Annotated in this window: 22 protein-coding genes; 6 read left to right on the top strand and 16 right to left on the bottom strand. The window is 69.7% G+C overall.

From position 1 onward, the window contains the following. Window positions 1-286: 286 nt before the first annotated feature. On the top strand, window positions 287-2,755 hold the full coding sequence (locus tag E4P42_RS08470; RefSeq protein WP_167759405.1) for an alpha/beta fold hydrolase: 2,469 nt from the start codon (window positions 287-289) through the stop codon (window positions 2,753-2,755). Here E4P42_RS08470 and E4P42_RS08465 read toward each other — a convergent pair. Then, window positions 2,748-3,239 (bottom strand): hypothetical protein, encoded by a 492-nt coding sequence (locus tag E4P42_RS08465; RefSeq protein WP_135124987.1) that lies wholly within the window; start codon window positions 3,237-3,239, stop codon window positions 2,748-2,750. The two genes, E4P42_RS08470 and E4P42_RS08465, sit on opposite strands and share 8 nt — an antisense overlap. A gap of 235 nt (window positions 3,240-3,474) precedes the next feature. Between E4P42_RS08465 and E4P42_RS08460 the strand changes: the two genes are divergently transcribed. After that, window positions 3,475-4,308 (top strand): DMT family transporter, encoded by an 834-nt coding sequence (locus E4P42_RS08460; protein WP_135125261.1) that lies wholly within the window; start codon window positions 3,475-3,477, stop codon window positions 4,306-4,308. Window positions 4,309-4,314: 6 nt separating this feature from the next. Here E4P42_RS08460 and E4P42_RS08455 read toward each other — a convergent pair whose 3' ends face one another. The 4 genes from E4P42_RS08455 to E4P42_RS08440 all read right to left on the bottom strand — a co-directional run bounded on the left by E4P42_RS08455 (window position 4,315) and on the right by E4P42_RS08440 (window position 8,506). After that, on the bottom strand, window positions 4,315-5,172 hold the full coding sequence (locus E4P42_RS08455; protein ID WP_135124985.1) for an ABC transporter permease: 858 nt from the start codon (window positions 5,170-5,172) through the stop codon (window positions 4,315-4,317). Beyond that, window positions 5,169-6,044, bottom strand: a complete 876-nt coding sequence (locus E4P42_RS08450; protein WP_135124983.1) for an ABC transporter permease — start codon at window positions 6,042-6,044, stop codon at window positions 5,169-5,171. The genes E4P42_RS08455 and E4P42_RS08450 overlap by 4 nt, the downstream gene beginning before the upstream one ends. Window positions 6,045-6,054: 10 nt before the next feature. Then, entirely contained in the window at window positions 6,055-7,251 is a 1,197-nt protein-coding gene (locus tag E4P42_RS08445; protein ID WP_135124982.1) for a spermidine/putrescine ABC transporter substrate-binding protein, read from the bottom strand. 88 nt (window positions 7,252-7,339) lie between these two features. Then, the gene (locus E4P42_RS08440; protein ID WP_135124980.1) at window positions 7,340-8,506 is read right to left on the bottom strand and encodes an ABC transporter ATP-binding protein; all 1,167 of its coding nucleotides are present in this window, start codon (window positions 8,504-8,506) and stop codon (window positions 7,340-7,342) included. Between the two features lie 315 nt (window positions 8,507-8,821). Here E4P42_RS08440 and E4P42_RS08435 point away from each other — a divergent pair, with 315 nt between their 5' ends. Beyond that, window positions 8,822-9,253 carry an SRPBCC family protein gene (locus tag E4P42_RS08435; RefSeq protein WP_135124978.1) on the top strand — a complete coding sequence of 144 codons (432 nt, stop codon included), beginning with the start codon at window positions 8,822-8,824 and terminating at the stop codon, window positions 9,251-9,253. Here the strand turns inward: E4P42_RS08435 and E4P42_RS08430 are convergent. Next, a complete protein-coding gene (locus E4P42_RS08430) occupies window positions 9,250-10,716 on the bottom strand; it encodes an MFS transporter (protein WP_135124976.1) in 1,467 nt (488 codons plus the stop codon). The genes E4P42_RS08435 and E4P42_RS08430 overlap by 4 nt on opposite strands. A gap of 110 nt (window positions 10,717-10,826) precedes the next feature. On the opposite strand from E4P42_RS08430, the gene E4P42_RS08425 reads away from it, so the two are divergent. The 3 genes from E4P42_RS08425 to E4P42_RS08415 are packed head-to-tail and all read left to right on the top strand — an operon-like array spanning window position 10,827 to window position 13,368. Then, entirely contained in the window at window positions 10,827-12,242 is a 1,416-nt protein-coding gene (locus E4P42_RS08425; protein ID WP_135124974.1) for a cytosine permease, read from the top strand. A gap of 58 nt (window positions 12,243-12,300) precedes the next feature. After that, complete coding sequence (locus E4P42_RS08420) at window positions 12,301-12,780, top strand: TspO/MBR family protein (RefSeq protein WP_135124972.1); 480 nt, start codon at window positions 12,301-12,303, stop codon at window positions 12,778-12,780. Window positions 12,781-12,840: 60 nt separating this feature from the next. Further along, window positions 12,841-13,368 carry a phosphate-starvation-inducible PsiE family protein gene (locus E4P42_RS08415; protein WP_135125259.1) on the top strand — a complete coding sequence of 176 codons (528 nt, stop codon included), beginning with the start codon at window positions 12,841-12,843 and terminating at the stop codon, window positions 13,366-13,368. A 4-nt stretch (window positions 13,369-13,372) separates the two neighbouring features. Here E4P42_RS08415 and E4P42_RS08410 read toward each other — a convergent pair whose 3' ends face one another. The 10 genes from E4P42_RS08410 to E4P42_RS08365 all read right to left on the bottom strand — a co-directional run bounded on the left by E4P42_RS08410 (window position 13,373) and on the right by E4P42_RS08365 (window position 21,173). Next, window positions 13,373-14,455 carry an isocitrate/isopropylmalate dehydrogenase family protein gene (locus E4P42_RS08410; protein WP_135124970.1) on the bottom strand — a complete coding sequence of 361 codons (1,083 nt, stop codon included), beginning with the start codon at window positions 14,453-14,455 and terminating at the stop codon, window positions 13,373-13,375. Window positions 14,456-14,511: 56 nt separating this feature from the next. Next, the gene (locus tag E4P42_RS08405; protein WP_135124968.1) at window positions 14,512-15,564 is read right to left on the bottom strand and encodes a tartrate dehydrogenase; all 1,053 of its coding nucleotides are present in this window, start codon (window positions 15,562-15,564) and stop codon (window positions 14,512-14,514) included. Beyond that, window positions 15,561-17,165, bottom strand: coding sequence for a DASS family sodium-coupled anion symporter (locus E4P42_RS08400; RefSeq protein ID WP_135124966.1), 1,605 nt, complete (start codon window positions 17,163-17,165; stop codon window positions 15,561-15,563). The genes E4P42_RS08405 and E4P42_RS08400 overlap by 4 nt, the downstream gene beginning before the upstream one ends. A gap of 92 nt (window positions 17,166-17,257) precedes the next feature. Further along, window positions 17,258-17,632, bottom strand: coding sequence for a hypothetical protein (locus tag E4P42_RS08395; protein WP_135124963.1), 375 nt, complete (start codon window positions 17,630-17,632; stop codon window positions 17,258-17,260). 75 nt (window positions 17,633-17,707) lie between these two features. After that, window positions 17,708-18,130, bottom strand: a complete 423-nt coding sequence (locus E4P42_RS08390; RefSeq protein ID WP_135124961.1) for a hypothetical protein — start codon at window positions 18,128-18,130, stop codon at window positions 17,708-17,710. A 101-nt stretch (window positions 18,131-18,231) separates the two neighbouring features. Beyond that, window positions 18,232-18,417 (bottom strand): long chain fatty acid-CoA synthetase Faa4p, encoded by a 186-nt coding sequence (locus E4P42_RS08385; protein ID WP_135124959.1) that lies wholly within the window; start codon window positions 18,415-18,417, stop codon window positions 18,232-18,234. A 161-nt stretch (window positions 18,418-18,578) separates the two neighbouring features. Next, complete coding sequence (locus E4P42_RS08380; RefSeq protein ID WP_135124957.1) at window positions 18,579-19,007, bottom strand: DUF5313 domain-containing protein; 429 nt, start codon at window positions 19,005-19,007, stop codon at window positions 18,579-18,581. 28 nt (window positions 19,008-19,035) lie between these two features. Beyond that, window positions 19,036-19,524 (bottom strand): MarR family winged helix-turn-helix transcriptional regulator, encoded by a 489-nt coding sequence (locus E4P42_RS08375; protein WP_135124955.1) that lies wholly within the window; start codon window positions 19,522-19,524, stop codon window positions 19,036-19,038. Between the two features lie 74 nt (window positions 19,525-19,598). Next, the gene (locus tag E4P42_RS08370) at window positions 19,599-20,042 is read right to left on the bottom strand and encodes a hypothetical protein (protein WP_245233941.1); all 444 of its coding nucleotides are present in this window, start codon (window positions 20,040-20,042) and stop codon (window positions 19,599-19,601) included. A gap of 39 nt (window positions 20,043-20,081) precedes the next feature. Continuing rightward, window positions 20,082-21,173 (bottom strand): NADH:flavin oxidoreductase/NADH oxidase, encoded by a 1,092-nt coding sequence (locus E4P42_RS08365; RefSeq protein WP_135124953.1) that lies wholly within the window; start codon window positions 21,171-21,173, stop codon window positions 20,082-20,084. Between the last annotated feature and the right edge of the window lie 176 nt (window positions 21,174-21,349).

Here is a 21,349-nt window from a genome sequence, read left to right as displayed (position 1 = left end):
CGGGAGCAGGACGGTCAGGCCGCGTGCGTCCGAGCCACCCACGACGTTCCTCCGTTCGATGACTGTTGGCGGTCAACGGCATTCGTGCACATGGTGCCGGGTCGACGGTGGTGGCCCGGCGGACGTTCCCTACAGGAATATCACACGGTGTTCAGTTAGGCTAACCTACGTTGATCGTGGTTGGACCACTCGCCGCCGCCGTCGGGTGGTGCATCGACATGGAGAACAAGCAAACGCCACGCGACCCAGGCGTCGACGTGTGCTGCCACCACCGGATCGAGGTCTGTTGAATCCCGACGAAAGCCCGCTCGAATACCGATCGGTGATCGCCCACGTCGAGGCGACCGCCCGGCGTCGGCCGGACTCGATCGCGATCCGCACGGCGACCCGGTCGGCCACCTACGCACAGCTCCTCGCCGCTGTCCACGCACTGACCGAAACCCCGCCCGAGCCGGGGCGGCGCCGGGCGGCGCTGCTGTCGGCGAGCCTGACCCCCGCCACGGCGGCGACCATCCTGGCACTGTTCGCCTCGCGGACCGTGCTGGTGGCCGTCGATCCCGCGCTGCCGGCCAACCGGGTGCGCCGGATGAGCGGAATCCTCGAAGCGGCGGGATATTCCGTGGACACCGCCCGGGTTCCTGCAGACCTGCCCACCGGTGTCGTGACCGGTGCGCCGGCCGCAGGCGGCGCACCCGACGACGTGACGAGCATCCAGTTCACCTCCGGCTCCACCGGCATGCCGAAGGCGGTGCTGCACCCCAACGGGCTCTGGCTGGCCGACGCGCAACTGCTGCAGCGGCGGTTCGGCATGGCCGACGGGCGCACGGTCGCGCTGGGTATGCCCGTCAGCTTCGCCGCCGGCCTCAACGTCCTGCTCGGAGCGCTGATGGGCGGCGCCGAGGTCATCGCGGTCGACCCGCGCGTCACCTCCGCCGTCGAGGCGTTCGATCAGATCCGCGCATCGGGCGCGCAGGTCATCGCGGCGACCCCGGCCTTCGTCGACGCCTTGCACACCGCGGCGCGTGGGGCCACCGTGCCGACCGTCGAGCGGATCGTCACCACCGGTGAACCCGCGCACGCCCGGCACGTGCGGTTGGCGCGCGCGTTCGCACCGAACGCCGTCTTCACCAACTGGCTGGGTTCCACGGAGGTCTGCGGGATCGCCAGCCACGACGTCGCACCCACCGCTCCGCTGCCCGAGGGCGCGCTGCCGGCCGGAATCCCCACCCCGCACAAGCGGGTCGAGGTCGACGCCGACGGCGCCATCTCGATCACCTCGCACCACATCGGCCTCGGTTACCTCGACGGGCAGGCGGCCGCGGCCACCTTCGTCCGCAACGCGGACGGAAGCCGCACCTACCGCGGCGGAGAGGTCGGCCGGTGGGACGACGGCATCCTGGTCATGCGCGGCCGCGCGGACGCAGCCGTCAAGATCCGCGGCTACCTGGTGGAGCCGGCGGAGATCGAGGCGGCGCTGCTGCGCTACGACGACGTCCGCGAGGCCGCGGTGGTCACGCATCCCGCGAGCCCGGCCGCACTGGCCGCCTACGTCGCACCCAGCACCACGGTGCGGACCCCCTCGGTCGCCGATCTGCGCACGCGCCTGCACCGTGACGTGCCCCCGTGGATGGTGCCCGCCCATCTCGAGGTGATGGCCGCGCTGCCGCGCACCGACCGCGGCAAGATCGACCGGATGGCATTGCCCGCCCCTCGGCGCGGTGCCGGGCAGCAACCGCGGGGGGAGTGGGAGAACCGGATCGCCGGATTGTGGGCGGAGGTGCTGCACACCGATGCGGTGGGACGCGACGAATCGTTCTACGCGCTGGGCGGTGACTCACTGACCGTGACGGTGATGCTGTCGCGGTTGTGCCGCGGCCACGGCGTCGTCCTGCAGCCCTCCGATCTCGCGAGCGCACCCAGCGTCGCGCAGTTCGCACGGAAGGCGGCCGCCCAACACACCGGCGCGGTGCCAGAGGGAACTCGGCTGAGCCGCACCACGGTCGCGCTGCGACCCGCCTCCGCCTCGACCGGCACCACGCTGTTCTGCTTCACCGGCGCCGGGGCTTCGTCCCTGTGTTTCGTCCCGCTGGCCGACCGGGTGGGCGCCGGCACCGCGGTCTACGCGTTCGAACCGAAGGGCCTGGAGAAGCGGGCGCTGCCCGACCTCTCGGTGCGCGGCGCCGCCCGGCGCCACGTCACCGACCTGCGTCGCATCCAGCCGCACGGTCCTTACGTACTCGTCGGCCATTCCCTGGGCGCGCACATCGCGCTCGATGCCGCTCGCGCGCTGGAGGCCGCGGGGGAGTCTGTCGAGCTGTTGGTGATGCTCGACCCGTGGCTGTCCCCGGCGGCGGTCCACGAGGCCCGGCGCGATGTGCCCGACGCCAGGCTGACCCTCGAGCAGACCGTGCCGACCGATGTGCGCTCGTGGTGGGCGCATCAGCGACGGCTACCCCTGGCCGGTCTGCTGTTCGGCGGTCGCCAGCGCCAGGTCGACGCCGTCGAGGAGGTCGGCGTGATCACCGGGATGCGGCACCGGCCGCAGCCGTGGGCGGGTCGGGCACTGGTGGTGATGAGCCATCTCAACGAGGACGACCCCCGGTTGTGGCGCCGGGTCCTGACCGGCGAGCTGACGATCGAGCGGCAGGACTGCGACCATCACTCGATCGTGCGCGAACCCCACATCGGGGCCGTGGTCGAGCTGATCGCCCAGGCGCGGGCTCGCGCGACGGTCGGGCAGCGGCGGGCTATTTGAACGTGGCCGGATCGGCCACCGCGAAGCATCGCTGGCTGTTGGTCATGATCAGCACCTCGCGCACGGCGGCGGGATCGGTGTTGGGGAAGTCGAACAGGTGGATCTCGCCGCGGTCGAGCACCGCGCGCTCGGTGACGTCGATCCCGGTCTCCGCACGCACCAATACGGTGACCGCGGTGAACTCATCGGCCCAGAACGTGACCAGCACACCGCGGCCGTCCGGGTGGCGGCCCCAGGCCTGCGACGACGGGCACGCGGGATCGCCCTGGGCGTTCGGGGGGATGGCCAGCGGCGTGGGATGGGCCTCGTGCTGGTGGTTCGACGGCAGCACCGCCGGAGCGCTGCGCACCGACACCACCGCCGTCGCAGGGGCGGCCTCGGCGGCCGGTGCGGACGCCGCCTGATACCCGCCGATCCGGTAGCCGCAGCCACTGACCGCCATCGCGGTCGCGGCGACCACCAGGGTCGCCCTACCGATGTTCACGAGTCCCCCTCGTAGCCATCCCGACGAGCCGTGAGTACCCCCTTACTCGTGCGTCAATCAGGCCCATCATGGCGGCCGAGGGCCCGTTCGGGAGCCGAACCGCACATTTCAGTCAGTCACTGACAAAAGTCGTCCCCGGAAAATTCCGCCGCGGCGTGCGCCATCAACCCCGTGGACGGGCACGCGGCGGGTCCCGTTCAATGCAGGGATGAATCCGACCCGCACCGGCGCCCTCATGGCGGTCACGGCGATGCTGTCGGTGCAGCTGGGCGTCGCGGTCGCGATCGGGCTGATCGACCAGGTCGGCGCCGAGGGCGCCGCGTGGCTGCGGCTGGCCTGGGCCGGGCTGCTGTTCCTGCCCTTCCTGCGGCCCCGTTCAGCCGGCTTCACCCGGCGCAGCGTCGCCGCGTGCGCAGCCCTCGGCGTGGTGACCGCGGGCATCACGCTGCTGTTCATGGCGGCGCTGGACCGCATCCCGATGGGCACGGCCAGCGCGCTGGAGTTCCTCGGCCCGCTCGCCGTGGCCGTCGCCCACGGCCGCGGCCGCGCCAGGGTGGTGTGGCCCGGACTGGCCGGCATCGGCGTGGTGCTGATGACCCAACCGTGGGCGAATGCCGTCGACCCGGTGGGTGTGCTGTACGCGCTGGCCGCGGCGGTGTGCTGGGCCGGCTACATCCTGCTGACGCAGCGGGTCGGGGATGCGGTCAGCGGGGTCAGCGGGCTGGCCGTGTCCATGCCCGTCGCCGGCCTGGTCGCCACCGTCGCCGTCGGGCCGCTGGTGTTCGACCGGCTGACCCCGCACCTGCTGCTCGCGGGCCTGGGCCTGGCGGTCATGCTGCCGGTCATCCCGTTCGCCCTGGAGCTGCTGGCGCTGCGCCGCCTCACCACCGCCGCCTTCGGCACGCTGATGAGCCTGGAACCGGCGTTCGCCCTGATCATCGGCTTCGTCGTGCTGCACCAGGTGCCCGGCGCCGCTGCGGTGGTGGGCATCGTGTTCGTCGTCGCCGCCGGGATCGGTGCGGCGCGCAGCGGCGCCAGGCCCGCACCGATCCCCGCGGAGGTGGGCTGACCCGGCTCAGGCGTCGATGCGCTTGCGGCGGTAGAGCGTGCCCGCCATCAACAACAGCAGGCTGACGATCAGGATCGCGGTCGCGATGACGTTGATCTGCGGGGGCACCGCGGCCTTGGTCGCGGCGTTGACGTACAGCGGATAGGTCACCGACGAGCCGCTGACGAAATAGGTGATGATGAAGTCGTCGAGCGACAGCGCGAACGACAGCATCGCCGCGGCCACGATGCCCGGCACGATCAGCGGCAGCGTCACCTTGAAGAAGGTCCGGGTGGGGCTGGCCCCCAGGTCCATCGACGCATCCTCGAGCGTCCAGTCGAATCCGCGCACCCGCGCCCGCACCGTCATCGCGATGAAGCTGACCTCGAACGCGATGTGCGCCAACAGGATCGTGACGTACCCCGTGGCCCACCCCAGGTCGAGGAACAGCACCAGCAGTGACGCGCCCATCACGACCTCCGGCGCGGTGAGCGGCAGCACCAGGAAGGTGTCGACGGCGCGCTGACCGCGCCACCGCTGCCGCACCAGCGCGATGGCCACCAGTGTCCCGAGCACCAGCGCGCACAGCGTCGACACCCCGGCCACGTTGAGGCTCAGCTTCATCGCCTCGGTCAGCGCCGGGTACTTGAACGGGTCGAGCCAGTTGTCGAGCGTGAAGCCCTGCCAGCTGTAGTTGAACTTGCCCTGCGGATCGTTGAAGGAGAACAGCACGATCACGAAGATCGGGATGAACAGGTACAGCAGCACGAGTCCGGCGACGATGCGCAGAGTCCAGTCGCCCCACTTGGGGGTGCCCCTGACGGTCTTGGGCCGCGGCGGCTGCTGGGCCGCGGCGGCGACCGCGGCGCCGGCCTGAACGGTCATACGAGATCCTCCGTGCCCAGCGCCCGGGTGTACATGAGCACCCCGACGAGAATCGTCCCCATCAGCACCAGGCTCAGCGCGGCGGCCGCGGGATAGTCCTTGACCACCAGGAACTGCTGCTGGATCACGTTGCCGATCATGGTGGTCTGCGTACTGCCCAGGTACTCGGCGTTGATGAAGTCACCGGCCGCCGGGATGAACACCAGCAGGCTGCCGGCCAGCACGCCGGGCAGCGACAGCGGCAGGATCACCTTGGTGAAACTGCGGGTGTTCGACGAGTACAGATCCTTCGAGGCCTCGATCAACCGCGGGTCGATCTTCTCCAGGCTCACGTACAGCGGCAGGATCATGAAGATGATCCAGTTGTAGATGAGCCCGCCGATCACCGCCCAGCTGGTCGACAGGAGCCGGCCTTCGGCGGGCAGCAACCCGATCGTGTCCAGTGCGCTGACCACCCACCCGTCGTCGGCCAGGATCGTTTTCCACGCGATGGTCCGGATCAGGAAAGTCACGAAGAACGGCAGGATCACCAGACCGAGGATCAGGTTCTTGAACCGGCCGGCCTTGAACGCGATCACATACGCCAGCGGATAAGCCAGCAATAGGCACACCACCGTCGCGGTGAGTGCGTACCCGAACGAGCGCAGGATCTGATCGGAGTACCGGCTGAACGCATCGGCGTAATTGCCGAAGTCCCAGGAGAACGTCAGCGTGGGCAGGAACACCGACCCGCCCGTCGACGACAGCGACGTGCGGGCCAGCGAGATCAGCGGCCACACGAAGAAGATTGCGAGGTAGGCCAACGCAGGCAGGACCATGAGGTACGGAGCGATCCTGCTGCGCTGGCGGCTACTGCTGGCTACGCCTGCCATGGTGGAACTGTCAGCCTCCGGTCACCGCGGCGTACATGGTGTTGTACTCCTGGGTCTGCTCATCGGTCAGCGCCGCCCAGCCCTTGGACTTGTCCAGGGTTTCCTTGGACGGGTTGATCAGCGGGTTGTTGGCGATCGCGGGATCGATCTTGGCCAGTTCGTCGGTCATCTCCGACAGCACGGGCACGTACTGGACGAAGGCCACCAGCTTCGCGTAGTTGGCGCGGTCGTAGATGTAGTTGATCCACGCCTCGGCGGCCTTCGGGTTCTGGGTGGTGTAGGGGATCACCATGGTGTCGACGAACGTGGTCGCCCCCGAATCGGGCACCACGAACTGCAGATCGGGATTGTCGGCCTGCAGTTGGACCACGTCACCGGAGTAGGCCTGCGCGACCGCGACGTTCCCGGCGGCCAGGTCGTCGGCGTAGTCGTTGCCGGTGAAGCGGCGGATCTGGCCGCGGTCTTTCTGCTCGCGGACGAGATCGACGGCGCGCTGGACGCTTTCGGTCGACGGCTCGGCCGGCGAGGCGCCCTGCGACATCATGATCATGCCGAGGCCGTCCTGGGCGTCGGAGAACAGGCTGACCCGGCCCTTGAACGCCGGATCCCACAGGTCGTCGATCGTGGTGATGTCGCGGCCGGTCGCGGCGCGGTTGTAGGCGAGCCCGACCAGACCCGACATGTAGGGAGCGCTGAACTTGCGGCCCGGGTCGACGTTGGCCTCCAACAGGTCCGACCGCAGGTTGTTCTTGTTCGACCAGCCGGCGTCGCTGATGTCGTTGAGCCAGCCCAGGCTGTGCAGCCGGGTGGCCATGAACGTGGTCGGCACCACCAGGTCGGCGCCGATGTCCTGCTTGCGCGACAGCGGCTCCTTGACCTTGGCGAACCACTCCTCGTTGTCGTTGAAGTCCTCCTTGTAGTCGACGGTGATCCCGGACGTGTCCTGGAAGCCGGCGACGAACCCGTCGGCCATGTACAGCGGCCAGTTCGAGACCCGCAGCGTGCCGCTGGCCGGTCCGCTGTCCTGCGCCGCCGTGTCACCTGAGCCGGAGCCGGAGCTGGAGCTGTCCGACCCGCAGGCGGCCAGAACCGCCGGGCCCAGCGCCAGTGCGGCGGCCGCCGCCGCGCCCCGGCCGAGGAACCGCCGGCGCGAGGTGCGATTCGTGGCGAGGCGGGCGAGCAGCCGGGGATCGATCTCGTTGGGCATGGCGAGAAGTGCCTTTCGTGGATTCTCCGGGGGGCGGAGGGGTTTCCGGGGGAGGGAGTGCGGTCGAGCGACGAACGGGGAACGACGGTCAGGACTCGTCGAGCATCTCTTCGAGATCCTCGGTGGTGGGGATGTCGGCGGCAGGCAGCACCAGCGACGCGTCGGGCGACCAGCAGACGTGCACCTGGTCGCCGGGCCGCAGCATCGGCAGGTTCTGTTCGGCGCCGACGTGCGCGACGATCGGCGAGTCGTCCGGCGCCGCCAGCGACAGACGCACCACCGGACCCTGGAAGGTCATGTCCCGCACGGTCGCCCGCACGCATGCGACGTCACCGATCGGTGGCTCCATCGACACGCGGACACGTTCGGGCCGCACCATGAGCGTGGCGTGCCCGCCCGATTCGATCGCGGTCTCACCGGGTTTGGCCTTGAGCTTGCTGCCGAGCACCTCGATCTCGACGTAGTCGCGGTTGAGACGCCCGGTCTGGCGGCCGGGCCAGAGGTTGGCCTGCCCGATGAAGTTGGCGACGAAGACCGTGGCGGGCCGGTCGTAGATGTCGGTCGGTGTGCCGATCTGTTCGACGTTGCCCGCGTTCATGACCGCGATGCGGTCACTCATCGTCAACGCCTCCTCCTGATCGTGGGTGACGTAGATGAACGTGATGCCGACCTCGCGCTGGATCCGCTTGAGCTCGAATTGCATCGCATGGCGCAGCTTGAGATCGAGTGCGCCGAGCGGTTCGTCGAGCAGCAGCGCGCTGGGGTAGTTCACCAGCGCGCGGGCCAGTGCGACACGCTGCTGCTGGCCGCCGGAGAGCTGGCCGGGCCTGCGGGTCGCGAAATCGGTCAGCCGCACCACCTCGAGCAGTTCGTCGACGCGGCGTTTGACCTCTTGCTTGTCCTTCTTCATGCTGCGCGGTCCGTACGCCACGTTGTCCCACACGCTCATGTGCGGGAACAGCGCGTAGTGCTGGAACACCGTGTTGACGTTGCGCTTGTGCGGGGGCACGCGCGACACGTCGTCACCCTCGAGCCGGATCGCCCCTGAGGTGGGGGTCTCGAACCCGGCGATCATCCGCAGCGTCGTGGTCTTGCCGCAGCCCGACGGGCCGAGCATCGAGAAGAACTCGCCGGAGGCGATCGAGAAGTCCGCGTCGGCGACCGCGACGTAGTCGCCGAAGCGCTTCGTCACATGATCGATCTCGATGACGGGGGAGCCCTTCTTCGGGTCGACCCCGTCAACGGTCTGGTTCACCGCGGTGGTGTGTGTGCCGGTCAGAGCTCAACCTCCTAGAGACGCAGCCCCGGTGGACTGTGGGTAAACAATCGCCGATCGGAGCGACCTTCGCAAGCGATTCCGCAACGATTTAACATTCCTACAATGGATTCCTTCGTCAGGGACGGGTTCTGACAGAAGAATCCGCGCAATTTTGTGGTTCAGGGCGAACACGCTCCGGACCCGGTTCCGGTCCGGGTCAGGTCGTTGATCAGTCTGTCAGCGCGGGCAGGGCGGCGCCGGGATTCCGACGACGTCGTTTACCGCGGCCGGACGGCCGGGTAGTGGAGGGACATGGCATCGGTCGACGTGGCGGTTTCCAGTGATCTGACCCCTGAACGCGCGTGGGAGTTGGCGTCGAACCTCAAGCGGTTCGACGAGTGGCTGACCATCTTCGGTGGGTGGCGCAGCGAGGTGCCGTCCGAGATCGAGGTGGGTACCTGCGTGTCCTCGCTGATCAAGGTGAAGGGGTTCCGCAACACGATCCACTGGCGCGTCACGCGGTACGACGAGCCCAAGGACATCGAACTCATCGGCACCGGCTTCCCCGCGGTGTGCATCGCACTGTCGCTGCACGTCGAGGAGGAGCAGCCGGAGGGGTCCCGATTCCGGGTGGTCGCCGACCTCTCGGGCGGTCTGCTCAACACCAGGGTCGGCACGCTGGTGGCCAAGGTGATCGAGTCCGACGTCCGCAAGTCGGTGAGCAATCTCGCCGCCCTGCGTTAACCCCACTCGTGGTTCATCGCGCGTGACTCGGTGCGTGCGTCGGGGTCGACCGGCCGTTCCCGCGAGCGCGACAGCGCGATCAGCGCCAGCGCCAGCACCGCGGTCACCGCGCCGGCGGAGAAGATGACGACGAAACTGGACTCCTTCGGCACCGCGGTGCCGGGGACCGACTGGCCGAGCAGGACCGCCACCACCGCGGCCGCGGTCGAACTGCCCACGGTGCGGGCGATCGCGTTCATACCGGTGGCCACGCCCGTCTCGTCCGCATCCACCTCGGCGACCACCAGTGCCGGCAGGGCGCCGTAGCCGAGGCTGATGTAGGCGTTGGCCAGCATCCCGGCGAGGATCACCTGCCAGGACCGGTCGTGGGCGACGGCGAGCGCCACGAATCCGGCCGCCCCGGCCATCGCGGCGATCGCCAGCACGCGTACTGCGCCGAACCGGTCGATGAACCGGCCGCTCACCATCGCGACGGCGAATCCGGTGAGCGCGCCGGGCAGCAGGTAGACGATGCTGGACTCCAGCACGGTGGCGCCGAACCCGTAGCCGCCCACCTCGCGCGGACTCTGGACGAATTGGGTCAGGCCCAGGAACGCGAAGTACAGGCCCATACCGACGAACACGGTCGCCACGTTGCTCAACAGGATCGGCCGCCGGACCAGCATGCTGGTCGACACCAGCGGATGCGCACGCCCGCGCTCCCAGCGCCACCAGCCCGCCAACACCGCGACCCCGCCGGCGCCACATCCGATGGTCCAGCCCGACGCCCAGCCCCAGGTGTTGCCCTGGGTGATCGCCAGCAGCACCGCGGACAGGCCGACGGCCAGACCGACCGCGCCCAGCCAGTCGATGGACCCGGTGGCCGTGCGGCCCCGCCGGGGCACCAGGAACACCACCACGGCCAGCACCGCGACGGTGAACGCGGTGGTCAGCCAGAACACCCGTTGATATGCGGCGTCGCCCGCCATCAGCAGGCCGACGACCACGAGGCCCATGCCGCCGCCGAAGCCCAGCGTGCCCGACATCACCGCCATCGCACCCGGCAACCGGTCGGACGGGATCTCCTCGCGCAGCACCGCGACGCTGATCGGATACAGGGCGAACGAAGCGCCCTGCAGAACCCGGGCGACGATGAGCATCGGTAGCGACGCGGTGGCGGCGGCGAGCACCGACCCCGCCAGCACCACCAGCAGCACCGCGATCAGCACGCGCTTCTTGCTGTACAGGTCGGCCAGCCGGCCGAGCAGCGGGGTGGCCGCGATCGCCGCCAGGAGGTTCGCGGTGACTGCCCAGCTGACCGCGACGGTCGACGCGCCGAGCTGGTCGCCGATGATCCCCAGCACCGGGACCACCGCGGTCTGCAGTACCGCGACGGTGAGCACCACCAGGCTCAGGCCGCCGACCAGCAGGCCCGGACGGTGCGTCGCGAGGGCCGTCGACCGCGTCTGCCCGGTCCCGACCACTTCCGCTCCGATCTCTGCTCCGAATCCCCAGCGCACCCCGACGTCGCTGACGCTAGTCGAGCCGGGCGGCCAGCCGCTCGCGCGGGAGGTTGACGTGGTCGAATGTCCGCATGCCCGAAGGGTCATCAGCGAGCGCCCTGCGCGCAGCGACATTCAGCGGACGCCGCCCCACCGCGGCCGGCGACCTCGCGGTGGAGACCCACGGCATCGCGCCGCTGGCCGCCGACCAGCGCTACGGTCACCCGGCGCGGCTGTTCACGGTGTGGTTCGCCCCGCAGGTCAACATGGCCGGCGTGTTCACCGGCACGCTGGCGATCGTGCTCGGCCTCGGGTTCTGGCTGGGCATGCTCGCGATGGTGATGGGCACCGTGCTCGGCTCGCTGGTGGTGGCGTACCTGTCGACGTGGGGGCCGCGCACGGGGGCGGGCCAATTGCCGCTGTCGCGCATGGCATTCGGCGGCGGGGTGGTGGTGCCCGCGGTCCTGCAGTGGGTGTCGTCGATCGCGTGGGACGCGCTGGTCGGCCTGTTCGGCGGCGAGGCGCTCTCGCTGCTGCTGGGCATCCCGTTCTGGGCCGGGGTGCTCATCGTGCTCGGTGTGCAGGCCGTCGTCGGCGTATTCGGGTACGAACTGATCCACCGGATGCAGGCGGTCCTCACGGTCGTCCTGTTCGCGACGTTCGTGGCGTTCGCGGTCCAGCTCGCCGGCGGGCACCCGGTGATCACGCCGCCGACGGTCGGCGGCGCGGACCTCGCCGGCGCCTTCGTGCTGGAGGTGACCATCGCGTTCAGCCTGGCGATCTCGTGGGCCAGCTATGCCGCCGACTTCAGCCGATACCTGCCGGCGACGTCACCGCCGTCGCGGGTCTTCGGCTACACCTTCGCCGGCCTGGCCCTCGGCTACGTGTTCGTCCAGGGCATCGGGATCGCGGGCGCGGCTGTGCTGGCCGAGCACACCGCGGCAGGGGTGCAGGCCGTGATGGGCGGGGGCGTGGTCGGTGCACTGGCCATGCTGGTGATCGCCGTGGCCTCGATGGGCTCGGGCGTGATGAACGACTACAGCGGATCGCTGGCGTTGCAGACGATCGGGGTGCGCGTGCGCCGGCCGGTGTCCGCGGTCATCGTCACCGCGCTGGCCTTCGGATTGATCCTGTGGCTGCACGCGGCCGACACCGCCACCCGCTTCCAGGACGTGCTGCTGCTGGTGAGCTACTGGATTCCGGCGTTCGTGGCGATCACGGCCGTGGACTGGCTGCTGCGGGTGCGCGGCCGGGCCTTCCTCGATCCCGCACTGGAGCGCTGCGCGCGCCGCGACGCCGCGGTGGCGCTGGGCGTGTTCGTCGTGTCGTACGTGGTGGCGATCCCGTTCATGAACACCACGCTGATCACCGGTGCGGTGGCGCAGGCGTGGCACGGCGCCGACATCGCGTACTTCGTCAACTTCGCGGTCGCTCTGGCGTGCTACGGCGGCTACCGGCTGGCGACCCGCACCGGACGCACCGCCGGCGATGACGCGACGGTGACGTGACGGTTCGGATGATCCGGGCCCGGGTACGTGATCTTGACCCGTCGGAAAGGCAACTCCCATGCGCGCATCGACACTCGCCAAGACCGCGGCCGCCGTGGCGGCCACCGGAGGACTCGGCGGACTGGCCAGCCGCCCGGCGCAGTCGCTCTGGTACGCGCGGCTGAAGAAGCCGAGTTTCCAGCCGCCGCGCCAAGCCTTCCCGATCGTCTGGCCGATCCTCTACGCCGACATCGCCGCGGTGTCGGCCTCGGCGATCGACCATTACGAGGACACCGGGCGCTCCGACGCCGCCCGGGCCTACACCACGGCGCTGGTGGCCAATCTCATCCTCAACGGCAGCTGGTCGTGGCTGTTCTTCAACCGCCGCAAGCTCGGCTTGTCCGCCGTCGCGGCGGGCGCGTTGACCGTCAGCAGCGTCGACCTGACCCGCCGCGCGGCCGAAGCCCGCGGGGCGCAGGCCGCGCCGCTGGCGCTGTACCCGCTGTGGTGTGGCTTCGCCACTGTGCTGTCGTCGCGGATCTGGTGGCTGAATCGCTGACCCCGCACACCCGCCAGCGGATAGCCTGGCGCTCTTCGATCGAAAGGTCAGACGGTGGCGGTGGCGAAGCGGACGGCGGCCAAACCCCAGGAGGAAGAACGGCAGCGGTTCGCCGACCGCGCTCTCGGACTGCTCGAGGACGCGGTGTACTGGGCCATCGCGATCGTGTTGGTCATCTGTTCGGTGGCGCTGTTGGTCGCGCAGTTCAACACCATGCTCCGACTGCGCAACACACCGACGACCACGGTCATGCTCGAGGTCCTCGACGGCCTGCTGCTGATCTTCATCTTCGTCGAACTGCTCTACGCGGTGCGGTCCTGTCTGCGATCGCACGAGATCGTCGCCGAACCGTTCCTGATCGTCGGGATCCTGGCCGGCATCAAGGAGATCGTGGTGCTCTCGGTGGAGGCCGCGACGATGCTGGAGAAGGGGCCGTCCTTCGCGCGCGCGGTCGTGGAGATCGGGGTGCTCGGCGGTGTGGTGCTCGTTCTGGCGTTGGCGGCATTCGTCCTTCGGGAGCGCCGCCGCGACACCGAGGACGCCGCCGAGGGCGCCGCCGAGGATGACGACGGGCTCGACGCGACGTAGCTCCTCAGGTCGCCGCGATCACCGACAGCACGTGCTCGGTGAAGCCCGTGGTGGTCGCCGCACCGCCGAGGTCGGCGGTGTGCACCCCGTCATCGAGGGTGCGGCGTACCGCGGTCCGGACGGTCTGCGCCGCCTCGGCGAGCGTCGTGTCGCCGTCGCGGTCGGCGAGCCAGTCGAGCAGCATCGCGGTGGACATGATCATCGCCACGGGATTGGCGGTGTTGCGGCCGGCGATGTCGGGTGCCGACCCGTGCGCGGCCTGGGCCATGGCCTTGTCGGCGGAGGCGTTGATCGACGGCGCCATGCCCAGCGAGCCGGTCAGCTGGCCGGTGAGGTCGGACAGGATGTCACCGAACATGTTCTCGGCGACGATGACGTCGAACTCCGCCGGCCGGGCGACCAGCAGTGCGGCGAGCGCATCGATGTGCTCGCAGCGTACGGTCACCTCCGGGTAATGCCCGGCCACCGCCAGGCAGCTGTCCCGGAACAGGCCGGTGGTCTTGGCCAGCACATTGGCCTTGTGCGCCACCGTGACCGAGCGGCGACGGGTGGCGGCCAGCCGGAACGCCCGGTGGGCGATCCGCTCACATGCCTCGCGGGTGAACACCGCGACCGCCATCGCCACATCGGGGGTGGGCATGAACTCGCCTGCGCCGTCGTACATGTTGCGGTCGGCGTAGAAGCCCTCCGTGTTCTCGCGGACCACCACCACGTCGAGACCGGGACACGCGGCGGGCACGGTGTCGCTCAGCCGGCGGGCGGGCCGGATGTTGGCGAACATCCCGTAGCGTTTGCGGATCGCGCCGCCGGGGGAGAGCGCGTCGCGAAACGGTGCCGGATAGGCGGCGTTGTCATGCGGGCCGAGCAGCCAGGCATCGAGCCCGTCGAGTGCGTCCAGCGTCGATTCGGGCAGCGGCGTGCCGTCGGCGGTGATCGCCTCGGCGCCGATGCGCAGCCGACGCCACCGGACCGGCACGGACACCGTGGCCAGCGCCTGCTCGGCGACCTGCGTTGCGGCCGTGACGATCTCGGGGCCAATGCCATCACCGGCGAGCACCCCGAGGGACAACGGTTCCTGTGCGGACATCCCTGCGCGCATCCTCTCGCTCGACGACGCCACCAGTGTGCCGCAGGGCGCCGGGCTCAGGACAATCGCGCGACCAGCGCCTCGGTCACCTCCATCGTCGACGCCTGCCCGCCGAGGTCGCCGGTGCGGGTTTCCGGGCGGGCCAGTGTCTGTTCGACCGCGGCCAGGACATCGGCGGCGGCCGCGGCGTGACCGAGGTGCTCGAGCATCATCGCCGCCGACCACACCGCGCCGATCGGGTTGGCGATGCCCTGTCCGGCGATGTCGGGTGCCGAACCGTGGACCGGTTCGAACATCGACGGATGCTCCTTGGTGGGGTCGAGGTTGGCCGACGGGGCGATGCCGATGGACCCGGCCACGGCGGCGGCGAGGTCGGACAGGATGTCGCCGAACAGGTTCGAGCCGACCACCACGTCGAACCGGCCGGGCTGCAGGACGAACTTCGCCGCCAGCGCGTCGATGTGCTCGCTGTCGAACCGCACCTGCGGGTGGCGCGCGGCGCGTTCGGCGACCACCTCGTCCCAGAACGGCAGCGTGTGCACGATGCCGTTGGACTTGGTGGCCGACGTGACGTATCCGCGGCGGGTCTCGGCCAGTTCGAAGGCATAGTCGGCGATCCGGGAGACCCCGACGCGGGTGAACACCGACTCCTGCACGGCCATCTCGTCGGGGAAACCGCGGTTGAGCCGCCCGCCGATCTCGCTGTACTCGCCCTCGACGTTCTCTCGGACGACGACGAAGTCGACGCCGGCGGCGTTGCGCAACGGGCTCTCGACGCCGTCGAAGACACGGATGGGCCGCAGGTTCACGTACTGGCGGAACTCGCGGCGGATCGGGATCAGCAGGCCCCACAGCGAGATGTGGTCGGGCACACCGGCCCAGCCCACCGCACCCAGCAGGATCGCGTCGAACCCGCGCAACGTGTCGAGCCCGTCGGCCGGCATCATCGCACCGTCGCGGGTGTAGCGCTGGCACGACCAGTCGAACTCCTCGTAGTCCAGCGCGATCCCGTGGCGGTCGCTGACCGCGTCGAGCACCGCCCGCGCGGAGTCGATCACCTCGGTGCCGATGCCGTCGCCGGGTATCACGGCGATGCGCTGTGCGCTCATGCGCCGAGGCCCAGCATCGCGATCAACAACGGCAGGAACACGATGATGAGGACCGCACCGGCGATGTCGAAGCTGATCCCGGAGCGGATCATCGTGGTGATCGGCACCGCGCCCGAGCCGTAGACGATCGCGTTCTGCGGGGTCGAGACCGGCAGCATGAAGCCGAACGAGGCGGCGAAGGTGGCGGCCAGCGCCGGCACGAACGGATTGACCCCGGCGGCCACCGCGACCGGGATGATGATCGGCACCACCACCGCGGCCGAGGCGGTGTTACTCGTCGTCTCCGACACCACGATCGCCAGCAGCACGGCGAAGATCGTGATGGCCACGACGCTGGTCAGGCCGAGCGAGTCGGCGACCGACGTGCCGATGGTCTCGGCCAGTCCCGTGTCGGCCAGCAGCGAGCCGAAGATGATCCCGGTGCCGAACAGTACGATGGTGCCCCAGTCGATCGCGGCGGCGTCCTTCCAGCGCAGCGTGAACTCGCGCTGCTCCCAGTCGGTCGGCAGCAGGAACAGCAGGGCCGCGCCGAAGACGGCGACCGTGCCCTCGTCGAGGCGGTCGCTGACCAGCGTGTAGATGTCCGACTCGTTGCCGAAGAGCAGCGCGATGATGCCGGGCAGTATCCACAGGCTCACCGTGACGCCGAACGCGATGAGCGTGTTCTTCTCCGCGCGGCTCAGCCGGCCCATCTCCTCGCGCTCGCGGGCCACGTAGTCCGCGACGCCCTCGATCCTCTTGATCTCCGGCTTGTTCAGTTTGATCAGCACGACGGCGAGCGCGATGAACATCAGCAGGCAGATCGGTGCGGCCATCACCATCCACTGCCCGAAGCTGATGCGCTCCCCGGTGGCCTCTTCGATAAGGCCGCGGCCGATCAGGTTCGGTGGGCTGCCGACCGGGGTCAGCAGGCCCCCGACACTGGCCGCGTAGGCGAGCATCAACATGATCGCCGCGCCCACCTTCAACCGCAGCGGGTCGAAGTCCTCGGCCACCTTGCCCTGCTTCTGCAGCAGTTTGGCGATCACCCCGAGGATGCCGAGCGCGGTGGGCAGCAGCATCGCCACCGTCGCCGTGTTGGAGACGAACGCCGAGAGCAGGCACGTGATCGCGCCAAAGGCGATGATGACGCCGGTGGTGGACTGGCCGGCGCGGGGCAGGGCGAGGATGCGGAACGCGAAGCGCCGGGCGACGCCGTGTTTGAGCATCGCCTGGGCGAGGATGAACGCGCCGATGAACGTGAAGACCGTCGAGGAGCCGAACGGTCCGAGCACGTCGTCGACCGGCGCGACACCCAGGAACACGACCACGGCGACGCCGAGCAGGCCGCCGATCGGGATGGGGACCGCCTCGGTGACCCACAGGACGATCACGCCCAGCAGTACGCCGGCCAGCGTCTGCTGTTGCGGCGGAATGTCCAGTGGTAGCAGGAGAAAGACGATCGTCAGGACAGGCGCGAGGAAGAGCCCGACCGTGCGCCGGCCCTTCTCGAACTTCTCCTCGGCCGGGGTGAGCCGTTGCTCGCCGAGGCTGCGATAGGTCGCGCTGCCGAGCAGCGCCTTGTCGACATCGGTTCTCTTGACCGGGTTGTCAGCGGTCATCGGGCCACTCCTCGGCGACGTACGACGCGGCGTGTGAGGTGCCTCACACGGAACGTGGATTCCCGATCTTGATGAGGTTCAACCGTCGCCGGTCAATTGCGCGCGGCGGCGCGCGCGAGGCCGGCGGTGAGCCGGGCGGGTAATGCGTCGGGATCCCACGCTCCGGCGCGCAACCAGTCCCGCACGGTGGTGACATCTGCGGGATCGGTGAGGGGGCCGATCCAGTGCGCGGGCCCGATCGGGCGGCGTTCCGCGGTGCAGGGCTGCACGATCACCATCGTTCCGCGGCCGTGTAGGCCCGTCGCGCAGGCGAATCGGCCCGCAAGGCACCGTGAGGTCACCAGCACGCCGAGGGCGCTCTCGCGGACCACGGCGCGCAGCGCGTCGAGCACCGCGAGATGGGCGGACGCCGGACAGCTGCTGCACACCACGGCGGTGAAGCCGCGGCGGGTGTTCGGCACGGTCACGGAACCCCCGTCTAATCGACAACGATTGTCGATAGGGAGGCTACCCGTGGCGGAGCCACTTGTCGAAAATGATTGTCAGGAAGCGCTCAGCACGGCGCGATCGCCCAGTGGTGCGTCGAGGGTGATGGTGGTGGCGCCGAGGACGGCCTTGGCCGAGCAGAGCCGATCGGCGGCCTCCGGGAGCAGCCCTTCGCTGAGGTGCACGGTGACCGCGTCGGGCGTCTCGGTGGTGGTTGCGTGGACGCCGTAGCACGACGGCGTGCCGGCGACGAAGTAGACGCGAATGCTGTTCGTCTCCGGCAGGCGGCTCCACCCGTCGAACGCGAGCGAGGTCGTGTTCACGATGTCGGCCCGGTCGGTGAACGGCACCTCGGTCGAACTCAACTGCCGCTCAATCGGTTCGGTGGTGGTCGGCGCGGCGGCCGCAGGGGCGGCCAGGGAGGAGAGGCCGACGCTGAACAGGGCACCCGCCACGGACGCGGACAGCGCGATTCGCATGTGATGACGGTAGATCCGGCGCCGGGTAGGTCGGCCTCGATCACGCCACGCGTCGCGTCACGGTTGTGCGTCGGTTGGGTCACCGCCGGGGCGGTGGGCGGTCAGTCCCGCGACCAGAGCGCGACGAACGCGTGGGGGATGCCCGTGAGGTGTGAGATCAGATCACGCGCAGTGGCTTCGGCGTCGGCGCGGGACGGGTCGCGGGTCACGGCGCCCAGTTCGGGGACGCTCACCACCCAGCCCGTCGCATCCCGGGTGATCACCATCTCGAACGCCTGGCCGGCCATCGGCGGCATTGCCCTGCGACGCGCCGTCCGGTGGAGCGCCCGGCGCCGGCATGCGTGAGAACTCCGAATCGTGGCAGGCATGTGTGCGCTTTCTGCAGCGGGGATTGGCCGCCGGTCAATCTACTTCTGCGCAATGCCGCGGGCAAATTGCCGCAGCAGGGCTAGAACGGGCTGCTGTTGGACTGCCACTTCGCCTCTTCGGGACGGGGTCCGAAGCGGCGGGCGTAGTCCTCGTGAATGTGGGCGTCCCTCTTGCGCTTGATCACGTCGACCAGGTTGGGGTCGAGGCGGTGCTGCGCCAGCCGGTGCCGCCGCCACACCTTGTTGAGGGCGAGCGCCATCAGGATGGCCCAGATGTAGATGGGCGCGGTCATCTCGAGGCGGACGTAGAAGGAGGCCGGCAGCAACCAGAACGGAGCGAGGATCAGCAGCGGCGGGATCGCCATCCGGATCATGTGCCGGCGGACGGCGCCCTCGCCCGCGAGGTCCTCGGCGACCCAGCGGTTCATGGATGCCGGCAGTCGCTTGCCGTAGATGTAGCGGAAGCGCTGCCAGGTCGAGGGGCGTTCTGGCGCGGTGTCGGCGGCCATGGTGGCTCTCCTGTGCGGGTTGGTGGGGTCAGAGGGGCAGATCACCGGCGGCAAGGGCCGCGGTGTTGACGCGGGTGAGTACCCGGTGCAGCTCTTCGAGTTCGGACAGGTCGACGCCGAGGCGGGAGACGACGGCGGGCGGGATCGCCAGGGCACGCTCGCGCAAGGCGACACCCTGTCCGGTCAACGCCACCTCGGTCGACCGTTCGTCGGCGCTGCTGCGCGCTCGGGTGATCAGCCCCAGCGTCTCCAGCCGTTTGAGCATCGGCGACAGCGTCGCGGAGTCGAGTTGCAGCGCGGTGGCGATCTGTTTGACCGACATGGGTGAGCGCGTTTCCGGCGCCGCCTTGCGGTGGTCCCACAGGGCCAGCATGACGAGGTATTGCGGGTGGGTCAGCCCGAGCGGTTCGAGCAGCGGGCGGTAAACCGCCAGCACCGCCCGGTTGGTGACCGCGAGGGCAAAGCACACCTGCCGCTCGAGGGCGAGCGGGTCGATCTCGGTCGTCGTGATCGTCACAACTAGATCGTACGCTAACTATTAGCGGCCTAACAGAGTGCGCACGGTGACGTCGGGCACTGCGCGGCCCGGTCTCACGTGATGCTGACCACCGCGCGACTGCCCACGGGCGCGCCGAGTTTCACCGGCATCGACCCGATGACGCCGATCGCGATGCACGCTCGGCCGACCGCCTCCGGCACGGTGCCGGACCGCAGTTTGATCGCGACGATGTCGGCGGTCTCCTGCACCTCGGCATGCACGCCGTAGCACTCCGGTGTTCCGGTGGTGAACTGGACGGCGACGGCGTCGGGGTCCGGCAGGCGGCTCCAGGCCTCGATGCCCTGCGGCCGCGCATCGACGATGGCCGGGTTGTCGGTGAACGGAGTGACCCCGGTCAGCGCCGGACGCTCCGGAATCATCGTGATGGTCGGTGTCGCGGGCGGTTCGGCGGGCTGGGCGGTGGCCGTCGCCGGGGTTACCGTTCCGAACGCGGTGGCCAGGGCGGCCGCGCAGGCGGCGAAGCGGGTGGTGCGCACGGGCTCACTGTAGGCGCGAGCCGCCGCGCCGGGCGGCGTCTACACGAATGCGCGGCGATACTGCGGCGGGTAGTCCAGCGTGGCGCCGAGCTGATCGGCGGCCTGGCGGATCCAGGCCGGGTTGCGCAGCAGCACCCGGGCCAGGAACACCGCATCGGCCTGCTCGCCGGCGACGACACCCTCGGCCTGATCCGCGTCGGTGATCAATCCGACGGCGCTGGTGGCGATCTCGACCTCTTTACGGACCCGCGCGGCGAACGGCACCTGGTAGCCGGGCGCCACCGGAATCCGCGCGTCCGGTGCGGACCCGCCCGACGACACGTCCATCAGGTCGACGCCGCGGACCTTGAGCTGCGTGGCCAGTTCGAGGGTGTCGGCAACCGTCCAACCTGGCCGCTCGTCGTCGGTGTCGCCACCCAGCCAGTCGGTGGCCGACACCCGGAAGAACAGCGGCAACTCGTCGGGCCAGGCGCCGCGCACGGCCTCGACGACCTCGAGCGCGAAGCGGAGCCGACTGGTCAGCGCGCCGCCGTACCCGTCGGTGCGGGTGTTGGAGTAGGGCGAGAGGAATTGGTGGATCAGGTAACCGTGCGCGCCGTGCAGTTCGAGTACCCGGAATCCGGCGTCGGCGGCCAGGCGGGCCGACGCGGCGAATGCCTCGACGATTCGCGCGATCTCGGCGACCGACAGCTCGGCGGGGTTCGGTAACCGCCCGAACGGCACCGCGCTGGGTCCGACGGTGCGCCACCGGTAATCATCGACGCCGCCCTCGTCGGCCCACGGCCGACCCGTGGCACCCTTGCGACCCGCGTGCACCAGCTGGATTCCCGGGATCGACCCGGCAGCGGTGACGAACGCCGTGATCCGGCGGAACGCATCGGCCTGCGCGGAGTTCCACAGCCCGAGGTCGTGGACGCTGCTGCGGCCGACCGGGTCGACGGCGGTGGCCTCGGCCATCACCAGGGCCGCCCCTGCGACCGCCCGCGATCCAAGATGCGCAAGGTGCCAGTCGGTGGGCGCGCCTTCGTGCGCTCCGGCCGGCACCGCGGAGAACTGCATCATCGGCGACATCCACGCCCGGTGCGCGAACCTGACCTCCCGCAGTGTCAGGGGGGTGAACAGCGCGGACACGGTCAGGCCCGTCGGATCGGCAGCGGGGCGTTGTCGCTGTCGAGGTGTTCGACGGTGGTGAACACCAATTCGCCGTCCCCGATGTTCTCGATGTCGTGCAGTAGGTATTCGCCCGGCCCGAAATGGAAGTGGCGGGTCTCGCCGGCCTGGTAGGACACCTCGCGGGTGGTGCCGTC

It is taken from the genome of Mycobacterium sp. PS03-16, from assembly GCF_004570325.1.
Taxonomy (GTDB): domain Bacteria; phylum Actinomycetota; class Actinomycetes; order Mycobacteriales; family Mycobacteriaceae; genus Mycobacterium.
This window is presented reverse-complemented; position numbering and strand designations above follow the sequence as displayed.